Origin of the sequence: Haloplanus sp., assembly GCF_028275055.1 — an archaeon.
In the GTDB taxonomy this organism is placed as follows: Archaea; Halobacteriota; Halobacteria; order Halobacteriales; family Haloferacaceae; genus Haloplanus.
On the sequence record NZ_JAQCNJ010000025.1, the window covers coordinates 68985 to 82010 of the forward strand.

Annotated in this window: 14 protein-coding genes and 1 pseudogene; 7 read left to right on the forward strand and 8 right to left on the reverse strand. The window is 65.5% G+C overall.

Features of this window, described 5'->3' with window-relative positions; genetic code table 11:
• Nucleotides 1-229 precede the first annotated feature (229 nt).
• Complete coding sequence (locus tag Q0925_RS12470; protein ID WP_422653623.1) at nt 230-454, forward strand: DUF7282 domain-containing protein; 225 nt, start codon at nt 230-232, stop codon at nt 452-454.
• Between the two features lie 139 nt (nt 455-593).
• Here Q0925_RS12470 and Q0925_RS03495 read toward each other — a convergent pair whose 3' ends face one another.
• The 3 genes from Q0925_RS03495 to Q0925_RS03505 all read right to left on the reverse strand — a co-directional run bounded on the left by Q0925_RS03495 (nt 594) and on the right by Q0925_RS03505 (nt 3809).
• On the reverse strand, nt 594-1769 hold the full coding sequence (locus tag Q0925_RS03495; RefSeq protein ID WP_299331945.1) for a DUF373 family protein: 1176 nt from the start codon (nt 1767-1769) through the stop codon (nt 594-596).
• A gap of 45 nt (nt 1770-1814) precedes the next feature.
• A complete protein-coding gene (gene sppA, locus Q0925_RS03500) occupies nt 1815-2813 on the reverse strand; it encodes a signal peptide peptidase SppA (RefSeq protein ID WP_299331947.1) in 999 nt (332 codons plus the stop codon).
• A gap of 72 nt (nt 2814-2885) precedes the next feature.
• Entirely contained in the window at nt 2886-3809 is a 924-nt protein-coding gene (locus Q0925_RS03505; RefSeq protein ID WP_299331948.1) for a coiled-coil protein, read from the reverse strand.
• Between the two features lie 325 nt (nt 3810-4134).
• Between Q0925_RS03505 and Q0925_RS03510 the strand changes: the two genes are divergently transcribed.
• The 3 genes from Q0925_RS03510 to Q0925_RS03520 all read left to right on the forward strand — a co-directional run bounded on the left by Q0925_RS03510 (nt 4135) and on the right by Q0925_RS03520 (nt 5639).
• Entirely contained in the window at nt 4135-4281 is a 147-nt protein-coding gene (locus tag Q0925_RS03510; protein WP_299331950.1) for a hypothetical protein, read from the forward strand.
• A gap of 47 nt (nt 4282-4328) precedes the next feature.
• Nucleotides 4329-4742, forward strand: a complete 414-nt coding sequence (locus Q0925_RS03515) for a DUF371 domain-containing protein (RefSeq protein ID WP_299331952.1) — start codon at nt 4329-4331, stop codon at nt 4740-4742.
• A gap of 93 nt (nt 4743-4835) precedes the next feature.
• On the forward strand, nt 4836-5639 hold the full coding sequence (locus Q0925_RS03520; protein WP_299331953.1) for an endonuclease III domain-containing protein: 804 nt from the start codon (nt 4836-4838) through the stop codon (nt 5637-5639).
• Here Q0925_RS03520 and Q0925_RS03525 read toward each other — a convergent pair.
• The gene (locus tag Q0925_RS03525; RefSeq protein ID WP_299331955.1) at nt 5632-7554 is read right to left on the reverse strand and encodes a beta-CASP ribonuclease aCPSF1; all 1923 of its coding nucleotides are present in this window, start codon (nt 7552-7554) and stop codon (nt 5632-5634) included. The two genes, Q0925_RS03520 and Q0925_RS03525, sit on opposite strands and share 8 nt — an antisense overlap.
• Nucleotides 7555-7759: 205 nt before the next feature.
• Here Q0925_RS03525 and Q0925_RS03530 point away from each other — a divergent pair, with 205 nt between their 5' ends.
• Nucleotides 7760-8242, forward strand: a complete 483-nt coding sequence (locus Q0925_RS03530) for a hypothetical protein (RefSeq protein WP_299331956.1) — start codon at nt 7760-7762, stop codon at nt 8240-8242.
• Nucleotides 8243-8277: 35 nt separating this feature from the next.
• Nucleotides 8278-9102 (forward strand): SDR family oxidoreductase, encoded by an 825-nt coding sequence (locus Q0925_RS03535; RefSeq protein ID WP_299331958.1) that lies wholly within the window; start codon nt 8278-8280, stop codon nt 9100-9102.
• On the opposite strand, the gene Q0925_RS03540 is transcribed toward Q0925_RS03535, so the two are convergent.
• Together Q0925_RS03540 and Q0925_RS03545 are read right to left on the reverse strand one after the other, a co-directional pair.
• Nucleotides 9099-10202: an ArsA family ATPase gene (locus Q0925_RS03540; protein ID WP_299331960.1), complete on the reverse strand. Its 1104-nt coding sequence runs from the start codon at nt 10200-10202 to the stop codon at nt 9099-9101. The genes Q0925_RS03535 and Q0925_RS03540 overlap by 4 nt on opposite strands.
• Nucleotides 10203-10251: 49 nt before the next feature.
• A complete protein-coding gene (locus Q0925_RS03545) occupies nt 10252-11349 on the reverse strand; it encodes a pyridoxal phosphate-dependent aminotransferase (RefSeq protein ID WP_299331963.1) in 1098 nt (365 codons plus the stop codon).
• An 89-nt stretch (nt 11350-11438) separates the two neighbouring features.
• Here Q0925_RS03545 and Q0925_RS03550 point away from each other — a divergent pair, with 89 nt between their 5' ends.
• Nucleotides 11439-11969, forward strand: a complete 531-nt coding sequence (locus Q0925_RS03550) for a metal-dependent hydrolase (protein WP_299331965.1) — start codon at nt 11439-11441, stop codon at nt 11967-11969.
• A 9-nt stretch (nt 11970-11978) separates the two neighbouring features.
• On the opposite strand, the gene Q0925_RS03555 is transcribed toward Q0925_RS03550, so the two are convergent.
• Nucleotides 11979-12713, reverse strand: a complete 735-nt coding sequence (locus Q0925_RS03555; protein ID WP_299331973.1) for a PHP-associated domain-containing protein — start codon at nt 12711-12713, stop codon at nt 11979-11981.
• Nucleotides 12714-12887: 174 nt separating this feature from the next.
• Nucleotides 12888-13026 (reverse strand): annotated as a pseudogene (locus tag Q0925_RS03560) (transcription elongation factor Spt5); the annotation flags it as partial.

Here is a 13026-nt window from a genome sequence, read left to right on the forward strand (position 1 = left end):
CGTCGGATCGGTGAACACGCGTTTTTATTACCGACGCGTTCGGTAAACGTGAGAAGGACAATAATTCGGTGATGCTGGTTTTCGTACTCGTCGGCTCTGCGTCGGTCAAAGCGGCGGGGACGACGGCACAGAGCGGAACAGCACGGATGGAAACAGGGGAGCAAACGAGCGTGTCCATCGAGGCATGGACGGGCGAAAACGGTGGTTGTCGGCGGCGTTATCATAGGCGATGGCGGGGTGGTGGTACACGACCAGTCTCGACGAGGGGAACGTCCTCGGACGCGTCGTGGGTTCCTCGGGGTACCTCGGAGTCGGGACACACCGTAACGTGACCGTCCGGCCCAACCAACCATTCCCGGCCGACGCGACGCTGATAGCGATGGCCCGCCGGGATACGGACAGTGTACTCCTTCACCGCCGACAACGGGGAGACCGACGGTCCCTACACGGCTGATCGGAGCCCCGATACCGGCGGCACCGGTGCCACCGTTTCGGCGACGGTGTCGATGAGCGCCCAACCGACCGATGGGTTCTCGGTGCGATGTTACTGGTCGCGCGCGGCCGGTAAACTGCACGGAGAAATCGGGAACGGGTCAGGACCGATCAACCGCCTCGCGGTCAGGGTCCGGATCCGGCTCTGGATCGGGATCGCTCGGCCCCCCGGTTCCGGCTCCGGCCCCAGTCTCGGTCTCGTCGGCGAGGCGCGCGCCGACGTGGACGCCGATCAGCGAGACGACGATAGCCGAGACGACAAACATCGCGAGGCGGTGCGTAGGAAAGACGGTGACGTCGGCCACACGCAGGTGACCGAGCACCGACTCCCGTTCGAGAAAGTACCCCGCAAACCCCCGGACGACGAGGCCGAGAGCGGCGATGCCGAAAGGCAGGTTCAGATACGGCCGCGGGAGGCGGTCCGCGTCGATGAGTTCATCGAGGAGTTGACCGGCGCTCGCGGTCAGTGCCGCCAGTGCCAGCCACGGAATACTGCTGTAAAGAAACAGCATGACCGGGACGAGAACGGCTCCATCCGAGACGGGCGAGACGGCGAGTGCGCCGAGAAAGGCCCCGACGAGGGCGAGACCGATCGCGACGGCGTAGGTGACGACCGACACCTGTCCGGAGTAGAGCGCGTCCCGAGTCTGGTCGGGAAGACGGGCAATGTAGGTGTCGATCGCCAATCCCTTATATAGGACCGCGGCCCCGAGCAGAGAGGCGAGACCGGCGAGGGCGACGCCGGCAGAAAACCGGACGAGCAACACCGGAAGAAGGAGAAGACCGACGCCGAGTGGAACCAGCACCGTCGACCGGAGTTGTTCGTCCGCGAGAAACTGTTTGAGGAGGTAGTACGTCGACTCGATGTCCCGCGCCTGTCTGACGACGATCCGGTCGACTCCGTCGACCGGAAGGCGGCTCTCGACGACCGGAACCAGTCGCTCGTCGTCGGCGCTGTCGGTAACGATGATCGCCGAGTCGGGGGCGTGGCACTCAAGCAGTCGGTCGATCTGTGCGGCGACCGATCGATCGGCGTCGACGGCGGTATCGCCGGAGCCGGAGACGGCGGCGACGACCGCCTCCTCGCCGTCGTCCCGAAGGTCACGCGTGACACGAAGCGCTTCGAGCAGGCAGTTGACCGTCGAGTCCTCCGGGTCGGCCAACCCGACATCCGTCGCCAACGACCGGACCGCGTCCCAGCCGTCGACGGGCATCGACACGCCGGTCGTCCGCCCGATGCCGTTCGCGCGGTCGACACACAGGACGAGCGTCGTCACGGTCGGCAACACCACCTGCTGGGATAAATATCTCGTGCCGAGGGTTCAGAACCGGAGGCGGAAGCCGCGTTCGTCGTCGCCGACGACGCTCGCGACCCCCGCCCCGAAGGCGTACGCGACGGCGGTCGCACCGCCGCGGAGACGGTCGGTGAGCCCCTGTTCGGGGTCGAACTCACGGACGGACACCTCCGTCTCAAGGATGTCGCTGACGTGGTCCTCGACGTCGCCCCGGTCGCCGATGTCGTCGACCAAGCCGAGTTCGTGCGCCTCGTTGCCGAGGTAGACACGCGCCTCGGTGTCGCGGATCGCCTCGGGATCCATTCCACGACCCTCCGCGACGCGGTCGACGAAATCGTCGTAGAAGCCGTCGATGAGTCCCTGCAGGTACTCCCGCTCGTCCACGGAGAGTTCCTTCAGCGGGGTACCGGCATCCTTGTACTTCCCCGCAGCAAAGCGCTCGTAGGAGACCCCCAGTTCGTCGGCCAGTTCGGAGACGTTCACACGCGAGCCGATAACGCCGATGCTGCCGACGATGCTCCCGCGCCGTGCCCAGAGTTCGTCACACCCGCTCGCGATCCAGTACCCCCCGCTCGCACAGACATCGGTGGCGTAGGCGACGGTCGGACCGTCGAAGTCGGCGGCCGCGCGACGGATGTCGTCGCTGGGGACGACCGCTCCACCCGGCGTGTCGAGTTTCATCAACAGGGCATCGGCCGCCTCGTCCTCGTCGGCGCGTTCGATCTGTTCGACGACGTCGTCTGCGGTCGCCCCTCCCGCTCCGGGGAGCGGGCCGGGCGTTGACCCGTCGCGGGTGATCGGCCCTTCGACGGCCACCTCGGCGGCGTTGTAGTCGGGAAACATCGAGTCCGCGAGACGGCTCGCACCGCGTGCGCCGAAGCCGATAACCACGAGCGTCAGCACCACCCCGAAAAGCTCCGTGAGCGATCCGGGAACGACGATGAAAAGGGCGACGCCGAGAACGGCCGAGAGCAGGACGCCGCCGAAAACGATCAGGAGTCGGTCGACGTCGTCGCCGTCACTCACACTGTGTCACCATACGCATCGCTGGGGGTGGATCAGTATAAAAAACACGCACGTCGCGTCGGCGTCCCCGGTTTACAGAAGCCCCGTCTTCTGGAGCTTCATCAGGTCCTCGGTGTCGAGGGTCTCGCCTTCCTTGAACTTCTGGTAGATCTCCTCGGCTTCCTCCTTGGCGGCTTCGCGTTCGGCCTCGCGTTCGTCCTGTTCTTCCTGTTCTTCCTCCTTGTCGAGTTCGCGCAGACGCTTCTGGACGCGGACGAAGTCCTCGTGATGGCGGTCGGCCGCCTCCTGCGCTTCGACGAAGAGGTCGTGCATCTCGTCGGCCTTGTCGCGGATCTCGTCGGCCTCGCGGTAGGCCTCGATCATCTGGTTGTGGTGCTCTTGGGCCTCGTCCGCGAGTTCGGTCACCTTCTGGTGGTGCTGGGACGCCTCGGACCGGACCTCCTCGGCCTCCTCGACGAGCTCGTCGAGTTCGCTCGCGTCGTCGAGTTTCTCCTTGCGTTGTTGGTACTCCTCACGCTTGGCCTCGATCTTCTCGATGAGTTCGCGCTCGTCTTCGGTACTCAGCACCTCGGTCTGCTGGCGGAACTCGAGGTCCTCGATTTCCTCCTCGAGCTCCTCGAGATCCTTTCCGTCACCGAGTTCGAGATCCTGCTTCAGCTCCTCAACCTGGTCGAACAGCTCGTTTGCCTCCGCGTTGAGCTCGTTGCGGCTTTCCTTGTGTTCCTGAACCTGCTCGTTGAGCTCGTCGCGTTTCTCGCGGTGCTCCTGTGCTTCGTCGACCTTCTCGCGCGTTTTCGCGTTCAACTCGTCGCGCTCGGAGGCGCGCTCCGACGCCATCTGATTGAGTTCGTTGCGTCGGTCCCGGAGCTGGCCGGCGAGTTTGATAAGCTGTCCCTTCGAGTCGTTTTCGAGTTGGTCGTCGGTGAGTTCGACGTTGTCCGCTTCGTCGAGCGCGTCGACGTCGAATTCGCCGAGTACTTCTTCTGTTGTTACCATTGTTGAAACCTCGATACCATCGCTCCGTGCGTGGAGGCGACTACCGGTCGCGCAGTCTGCCGTGGATAAGAGTTCCCGATCATTCTGCGTGCGATGCCACCAATACGCCGGAGGCGCGTTGGTACCAACAAGTACAGCGGTTACATATATAAACACTTTGGTGGACGAACCACTGAAAACGGCTACCAAGGCCCGGTGTACCGCCCGTGTGAAGCGTTCACACCGTTCTCCAAGGGATATAAAAGACGCCCTCCCGATCGGTTTCAGTTTCAGTTTCACCTCGGGGATGGCCGAGGTTCATATCCGGTGGAGTGTAAGTCGACATATGATCGAAAACATCACCAACACGTGCGAGGGCTGTGACCGTTCTCTCGGCGAGAACGCGCTCATGCTGTCGATGCGGACGGAAGGCGGGGAGCGGCGGGCATACGAATGCGCGTGTGGTGCCGTGACGGTGACCGTCACCCGATGACCGTCGGGGATCGGAACCCGTATGCCGGACAGCGGCCGACACCCACCATGCGAGAGGTGATTCACGCACGCGGCCACGAACATGTCGCTGCGACCCACCGAAGTACGTTCGAGGTGACGACCGACGACTGGCTGACACCGGCCGGCGACTGTATCGTCGGCGTCGAGGCCGACCGCGCCCCGGCCGACTTCGACGATAACTTCGTCGCCGCGTGTCGCGACCCCGACGCGAGCGTCACGCTGACGCTCTCGACGGGCGGCCGATCCGAGTCCGTCGTCGCGCGGGGGCACCCCGACCTGACCTTCGAAAGCGGGCGAAGCGCCGTTGTCCGGACGAGCACGTACGTTGACGACCGAACGGTCGCCGTCGGTGCCGACGCCGCCGCCACCGACCTTGCTCGCGACCTCGTCGATTGCCTCGCCACCGGCGCGGCCCTCACCCTCACGCTGACCGTTGAGTGACGCCGCGCCGTTTCCCCGCGGCGACCGACGCCGCGCCGTTTCCCCGCGGCGACCGGCGCCGCGCTTTTCTCTCACAGATCCCAACTCCGACCCGTGTCCGACGAACCCGACGAACCCGACGAACCCGCCGAGAACATCGGCGGCGGCATTGAGGCGGCGTTTGACGCCGGTGACCCCGAGACGCGGGCCGAAGCCGTCGTCGACGTCCTCGGAGATATGTACTGGCGGAAGGCCTACGGCGGCCGGGACGCCTTCCCCTGTCTCGTCCGAACAGTCCTGAGCCAGAACACGAGCGACGTGGCCAGCCAACCCGCGTTCGACGCCCTGATGGAGCGATACGACGATGAGACGGATCTCGCGGCGACCCTCGCCGGCACCGACCGCAAGCGACTGGCAGAGACGATCGAATCCGCGGGGCTGTACAATCAGAAATCGCGCGTGATCGTCGAGAGCGCCGAGGAGGTCGTCGCAGACTTCGGGGACGCCGAGACGTTCGACCGGTTCGTCCGCGAGGGCGATCCCGACGAGGTGCGCGAGCGACTGCTCTCGATTCGTGGCGTCGGCCCGAAGACCGCCGACTGCGTCCTCCTCTTTTCGGGCGGACGGGGCGGCGTCTTTCCCGTCGATACGCACGTCCACCGCGTCGCCCGTCGGCTGGGACTCACACCGGCCGACGCGGACCACGAGGCAGTTCGGAAGGCCCTCGAAGCGTCGGTACCGGCCGAAAAGTGTGGCTTCGGGCACACCGCGACCATCCAGTTCGGGCGCGAGTACTGTTCGGCGCGGACGCCGGCGTGTCTAGACGGGCCGGAGGCGTGTCCGCTCTACGACTCGTGTGACCGTGTCGGCGTCGACGTCGAGACGGGCGAGGTCGTCGACCCGGCGGACGCTATTTGAACCGGAACGTCTCGAGGTTCTTCGGCGCGAACGTCCGCATGTTGTAGTCGTGGTACAACGCCGAGGAGAGGTCCTGTACGGATCGTTCGTCCCCGTGGACACAAAGCACCTTCTCCGGCCGTGGGTTCATCGTCTTGACGAAGTTCTCCAGTCCCTGCCTGTCCGCGTGCCCGGAGAACCCGTCGACGGTTTCGACACCCATTTCGAGCGAGAGCGTATTCCGGCGGCCGCGACCGTCACCGCGGTCGTTCATCGGAATCTCGTCCCAGCCGTTCTGGATGCGTCGACCGAGGGTCCCCTGTGCTTGGTAGCCGACGAACACGAGGTTCGAGTCCGGGTGAGGGCCTAGATGGCGGAGCCACGACATGATCGGCCCGCCGGTCACCATCCCGGAGGTCGACAGGATGATCGACGGGTCGCCGTCGGCGACTTCCTGCCGTTCGTCCTCGCCGGCGTCGATATGGTTGAACTCCTCCGCGAGAAACGGGTTCTCGTCGTCGTGGAAGATCCGGTCCCGGAGGTCGTCGCGGAGGTACTCGGGGTACGTGGTGTGGATGGCGGTCGCCTCCCAGATCATTCCGTCGAGATGGACCGGCATCTCCGGAATTTTCCCGCTGCGCATCGCCTGTTCGAGAACGAGCATGATCTCCTGTGACCGTCCGACCGCAAAGGCCGGGATGAGCACCTTGCCGCCCTGATCGTGGGTGTCGTTGATGATTTCTAAAAGGTCTCGCTCGGAGTCCTCTTGATCGGTCTGGTAGTCGTTCCGACCGCCGTAGGTCGATTCGAGAACGAGCGTCTCCACCCGTGGGAAGTCGTTGACCGCGCCGTTGAACAACCGGGTATCCTCGTAGTGGATGTCGCCGGAGAAGGCGACGTTGTAGAGGCCGTCGCCGATGTGGAAATGGGAAACCGCGGAACCGAGAATGTGGCCGGCGTTGTGGAACGTGAGTTTCACGTCGGGGGCAATGTCGGTCACGTCACCGTATTCGAGGGGGACGGTGTGTTTGATCGCCTCGCGGACCATCTCGCTTTCGTATGGCGGTGTCCGGCCCTCCTTGACGGCAACGTCGAGATAGTCAAGCGTGAGAAGTCCCATCAGATCGCGGGTGGGTTCGGTGCAGTAGATCGGCCCGTCGTAGCCGTATTTGAACAGGAGGGGGATGAGCGCGGAGTGGTCGAGGTGGGCGTGGGTGAGCACGACCGCGTCGATGGAGTTCAGGGGGGCGGCCTCGGGTACCTGGAGGTACGGCACCTCGCCGTCCGCGCCGGGTTTGTCGCCACAGTCGACGAGCACGCGGGTTTCGGCGGTCGAGAGAATAAAGCTCGCGCGGCCGACCTCGCGACAACACCCCAGCGTGGTGATGCGGACCCACTGCTCGTCGGACATCTCCTCGCGGTGGATCTGTCTGCCGACGCGTTCGAGGATGTCACGGCGCTCGTCGCGTTCTTGTTTCAGGAAGTTGCGGACGTTCGAGACGGTCGAGGACTCGATGGGTGGGGTACGGACCACCTCCGGCGTCCAGCCGATGGCCTGCGTGATCTCACGGAGGGTCGCGCCGTGGCGGCCGATCACCATCCCCGGCTTCTCGGCCTCGATAACGACCTCACCGGTGTCGGCGTGGAAGTCAAGATCGGTAACCCCGGCGTCGTCGGGGATCACCTCTCGGATCCGCTCGCGGGCCTTTGGCACCTCAGTCAACACGTCGGGGTCCGGACGAACGGTGATACGCTTGCGGAGTTTGCTTGCGAGCGTCCGGATCAGGTCGCCGTCGCTGGCGAACTCCTTGGGGTCGTGCGTGTACACGACCAGTTCGGGGCCCTCGTACTTTACGTCGGAGACGGAGATACCAGGGGGTAGTTCGTCCTCGATCTCTGCTTTCATGTCCTCAAGTTGCTTGTCTACGGAGCTCATGTGTACCGGTTGAGAGCCCTCCGAACAGCCGTCGTCGCCGAATGCCCCGGACACGTCGAGGCAGACCGGTCGTCGTGTCGTGAAGGTACATCGGTGAATGGGTGCTGTACGGTAGGTGCTTGACCGCGGGAAGAGGCAGTGAAAACCCGCTTAGATCATCCTATCAGGCCAGCATTATAAAAGCCTTCGCAAAGTCGAAGTGGGTATGCGACTCACACCCGAAACCGTGGCGACCGAACACGAGTGGGTGCGGGGACACGCACCGACCGTGGTCCCACTCATAAACGAGACGCGATCTCACCTCGCCGATAGCTTCGGCGTCGATGTCGACGACGTGACGCGTCAGGCGTACCGTGAGGAGGTCGACACCGTCTTCGCCGACGGCGACCGCGGCGTCAACGTTGCCGGCTACGTCTCCCTGCTCCGCCATCTCGATGTCGAGGGCGACTACCCGGGGTTCGTCGTCGACGAGACGCTCGGCCGCGCACTCGCAAAGACCATCGCCGGCGGCGATCCCTTCGCGACGCTCGCCGGCGCGACCTTCCATGTCGCCGACGTGACGGTTCATACGTCCGGCGGTGCGGGCGAAGACGACCTCGACGCCGCGCTGGTGGCCGGGTTCCAGACCCGCTTGCCCGGGTGGGAGTGGACCGCCGAGAAGAGCCCGTTCGCCGTCGACGTGGAGTGAGAATGAGTTAATTGCCGCCGGGGCGAGGTGGGAGTGTGCAACCGAAGACGGTTCTCATCACGGGCAGTTCGTCCGGCATCGGTCGCGCGACCGCCGAGGCGTTTCTCGACGAGGGATGGGAGGTGTACGCCACAGCGCGCAACCCGGCGGACGTAGAGACGCTGGGAGAACGTGGGTGTTCGATCGCCACCCTCGACGTGACCGACGACGACGACGTGGAGCGGGTTGTCGACCGAATCCTCGACGAACAGGGGGAGATCGACTGTCTGGTCAACAACGCGGGGTACGCACAGTTCGGCCCCATCGAGGACGTGCCCGCCGACGCCGTCCACCGACAGTTCGACGTGAACGTCTACGGGCCCCACCGACTGACACGGGCGGTCCTCCCCCACATGCGCCGCCGCCGCGAGGGAACAATCGTCAACGTCTCCAGCGTGGCCGGGCGGCTCTCCTTTCCCGGCGGCGGCGTTTACTGCGGGTCGAAGTTCGCTCTCGAAGCCATGACCGACGCCCTCCGGGCGGAGGTCGACGAGTACGACATCGACGCCGTCCTGATCGAACCGGGTCCGGTCGAAACGTCGTTTACCGACCGCGCGGCCGACGAACTCGACGGCGTCGAGCGGTCGGGTGCATACGAGGCGTTCTACGAGGTGTTCGAGGACACACAGGCCATCGGTGGCGGCGGCCCGGGTGCGGTAGCGCCCGAACGGGTCGCCGAGGACATCGTCGACGCCGCGAGTTCGACCAAGCCGTCGAGCAGGGTGCCGGTCGGGACCCTCGCCCGGGTGAGCGTTCTCGGGCGGTTCGTCCCCGACGCCGCCCGTGACCGCTTCTTTTCGCTGCTGGATCGGCTCCGCTAGTCCAGACAGGTCGCGACCACGCGGAGCGCGCGTTCACCTTGCACCTCGTCGGCGAGCAGGGGTACCCGTTTCACATCGTGTCCTCGAAACAGGTCGGCCGCACGGCGGAGCGCGTCTTGCTGGACGTCCCACCGGCGCTGACAGAACTCGCACTCGTTTAGGTTCGGCGCGACCACCCACTCGGGGTCGATGTCGGCCACGTCCGCAGGATCCTCCATCACGCGGTTGACAACGACGGTTCCGACCGGAATCGAGAACTCCTCGAGTCGGGCGAGCAGCCGCTCCGACTCGACGACACTCATCTCCTCGGGGACCATCACGACCCGGAAATCCGTCCGGGCGGGATCCTGCAACACGGCACGGAGTCGGTCGATCCGCTCGCCGAGTTCGTCGAGATCCGGCCCGTCTTCGCCCTCCTCGCCGACGCCGAACATTCCCTTGAACCCCTCCATCATCCCCGAGAACTTCTCGCGCATCGAGAGCAGGCGTCCGACCATCGAATCCAGCACCTCGGGGAGTTCGAGCAGTCGGAGGGTGTGGCCCGTGGGGGCCGTATCGATCACCACGCGATCGAACCGTGGGTCGTCGAGATACTCGAGCAGTTGCCGCATCGCCGCCGCCTCGTCGGCTCCGGGCATCGACCCGCCCATCAGCGGGTCGACACCGTTCTCGCCGAGCATCTCGCCCATCTCGCCGAGTCCGCCGAGGGGCGCGTCGTCAACGCCGATGCCGCCCTCGCCGAGGAGTCCCTCCTCCATCGCGGCCTCGGGATCGATTTCGACCGCCCACAACGGGGCGGACTCGCGGATCCGCGTCGGTGTCGCCGGGATATCCGTATCGAGCGTGTCCGACAACGAGTGTGCGGGGTCGGTCGAGACGACGAGTGTCGCGTCGCCGCCGGCGGCCGAGGACAGCGCCGTTGCCGCCGCCATCGTCGTTTTGCCTACGCCGCCCTTGCCGCCGTAAAGGACGTACTCCGGCGCGTCGACGCCGGCAGGCAGGTCGGTCGTGGCCTCAACGGCGATCGGATCAGGGCCGGCGTCGGCGTCGTCGCCCTCGTCGGTGACCGTCTCGACCGGTTCCACGTCGAGTTCGCTCATACGCGATGCGACGCGGGCCGGACGGGAGAAGCCGTCGGTCCCGGCCGGCTCAGAGGCCGTCGTAGTCGGCCAGTCGCCGGGCCGCCTCCTCCGCTCGCGGGGTGACCAATGCGAACCGGACCCACCCGTCGTGTGTCCCGAACGTGTCGCCGGGCATGCAGGCGACACCTGCCTCGTCGACCAGTCGCTCGACGTTATCGAGGGTTCCGGGAAAGCCGTCGAACCGGGCGAACACGTAGAAGGCCCCGTTGGGAACGATATACTCCGCGCCGGCGGCGTCGAGAGCGTCGGTGAAAGCGTCGATACGGTCCCGGAGGAGATCCCGGGAGGCCTCGTAGTACTCGGGACCGGTCTCGCGGAGCGCCCGGAGAACGGCCGCCTGTGAGGGGCGTGCGCCCGCGACGTTTACCAGCATATGTCGCGTGCGGGCGGCCTCGGCCAGTGCGGGCGGGAAGACGCCGTACCCGACCCGGAGCCCCGTCGCCGCCATCGACTTCGAGAAGGAGTTGGTCACGACGGCGTCGTCGGTGACCGAGAGCGCACTCGCAAAGTGCCCCGAGTAGTCGTAATGGTCGTACACCTCGTCGGAGAGCATGACGGCATTGTTGTCGGCGGCGAGGTCCGCCACCGCGGCCATCGTCTCCTCGTCGTACACCGCGCCGGTGGGATTGTTCGGCGAGTTTACAAGAATCGCCGCCGTCTCGGGACCCGCCGCCTCGCGCATCGCCGCCAGATCGAGGCCGCCGTCGTCGGCGACAGGGACGAGTCGTACGTTCGCCCCGAGCATCCGCGCCTTACCGGGGTAGTAGGGGTAGACGGGATCGGTGAGGAGGACTTCGGACCCGGCGTCGCGGTCGAGTGCGCCGGCCATGGCGAGGTAGTTGGCCTCGCCCGCGCCGTTCGTGACGATGATCCGGTCGACATCGACACCACGGCGGGCGGCGACCTCCTCACGGAGGGCGTACAACCCGTCGCTGGGCGGGTACTGGAACTCGTCGGGGTCGGCGTCGGCGTACTCCCGGAGCCCGTCGCGGAGCGCGGGCGGCGGCGCCCAGTCCGGGCCGCCGCTCACGAGGTCGATCACGTCGCGGTCGGCCTCGGCCGCGTACTGCATGACGTGGAAAAAGAGGGGTGTGTCGTACTCCATGATCGCTTTGTGGACGGCCACCGAATGGGTTTTTCGCTCCGCACCGACGCCGGTAGTTTCGAGTCGTGGGGGGTCGAACCACCGGGCGGATGAACAAGAAAGGACACGTTCTCAACGCGGCGTTGCTGAGCGTCGGTCTCGGAGTGGTGCTGGCGTCGCCGACGACGCTCTCGGCGTCGGCCGTGCTCGACACCGCCGAGAAGGTGGCTGAACTCTCCGTTCCGATCGTTCTCGGTGCGCTCTTTCCCGACGTGGACACGGCCTTCGGCAAACATCGCAAAACCCTCCACAACGTGTTCGTGCTCGTGATCGTTGCGGCGTTTCCCGTGCTCTTTGGCAATCTCCAGTACGTTTGGATGGGGGTCGCCACACACCTGTTGCTCGACGTGGTCGGGAGTCGTCGAGGGATCGCCGTTTTCTATCCTCTGACCAGTCAGGAGTGGGGGCTCCCCTCGGGCGTGACGACGAGCAGTGCACGCGCCGATCTGGTGACAGTGGTCATCACCGGCGTCGAACTGGGTGTGCTCGCGGCGGTCCACGTTTACGTGATCTCACTTGACAGGACGGCGAGCGTCGTGGGCGCTATTCCAACGAGCGTTGTGAACGCGCTTCCGGTGTAGCCGGCCCCATCAGTAGACCGTCAGGTCGTCGAACCGGCCGTCGTAGGCGATGTGGCTGGGATGGGTCGGTTCGGTCCCGGAAAGAAAGAGCCGGTCGATCTTGCCCCACGAGTTCTCGTAGCCGAGATGGGCGAACTCCACGAGACTACGGAGGTGGTGATCGGGGCCGCTCCGGCGGACGACTCGGCGTGGCGTCTCGGATCGGAGCGCGGCCACGAGATCCGCCTCGGTGTCGAGGTTCGCGCCGAACTCGGTCCACACCTCGCCGACCGTGGCCCGGAAGTGAGCGTACGACGACCCGAAAACGGGTAACTCCGTCTCGCGTGCGATAGCTCCAGCCCGGCGGTTCTGGTGTGGGAGACATTTGGCGTTGTGCGTCTCGACGGCCGCGAAAGCGTCGGGGTCGGCGGCCACGTCTGCACGCGAGCAACTGACGTTCAACATCTCGGGGTGTGGCGCGAGAACTGCCGCGTCCTGTCGGTCGAACTCGGCGAGGGCGCCACGGAACGTAATAAAATCGGGAACGGGGTCGGAGAGACCGATCACGAGAACGTGCCGGCGGGCGTGCCACGGTCCGGTGAACACCTCACGTGCGGGGACAACGAGGAGGGTATCGTCGGAAAAGCGCGCGGCGCGGTCCCGGATCGCCGGTAACCGTGTAAAGTGTGGGGCGTACACCAGTGCGTCGAGGTCACGATTCTTCGCCCGTTCGACAACGCGGTCGTCCAACACTTTCACGTGCATGTCGATGCGTGTCTGCCCTGCCGTCGTCACGCCACACTCTGGTCGGACCCCGAAGTTAGTGGTTACCATTCCGGCGACACGGTGTCATCCGGTAGACAGGAAATCGCGGATCGTCGGATGTGAATCGAACCGCCTCGCTGTCGTCGGTCGGCGACCGACCGCCGGAGGAACGCGTTAGCGTTCGTCGCTGTCGAGTACCCGAATCTGATCGCCCCGGACCGTCACGGGGATCGGAACCGTCGCCTCGTACAGTTCGACGGTCACCTGATCTTTCCCCTCGTCGATTCGCTGGACGCGGGCCTTTTCGCCTTTG